This is a genomic window from Paraburkholderia phymatum (assembly GCF_040965635.1).
GTDB lineage: Bacteria > Pseudomonadota > Gammaproteobacteria > Burkholderiales > Burkholderiaceae > Paraburkholderia > Paraburkholderia phymatum_B.
In genome coordinates, this window is the sequence record NZ_JBFRCH010000172.1 from 1 (window position 1) to 255 (window position 255).

Consider the following 255-nt stretch of genomic DNA (forward strand, 5'->3'; position numbering starts at 1 on the left):
TCGCTTCGAGTCCGTCCGCGTAGCTGATCGTGTCAAACGGCAGATCGAAGAGGATCGCGGCGTCGGCGACCGCGTCGAGCTTGCCAGCCGTGTCTTTCCTTTTCAGCTCGCTTTTCTCCAGATGCAGGAGCTCAAGCATCTCGTTGTAGACAGTCGATTCCACAATCGGCAGCACGTAGAACACCGCTCCGTTGTACGGCACCTGATAGCGTCTGGACAGATCGACGTTGTCGCAGAACAGGAAATACTTTCCGC

The 255-nt window shown here is 56.5% G+C and carries 1 pseudogene; it reads right to left on the bottom strand.

The features are described from left to right. A pseudogene (locus AB4Y32_RS40660) lies at positions 1-255 on the bottom strand (hypothetical protein); the annotation flags it as partial.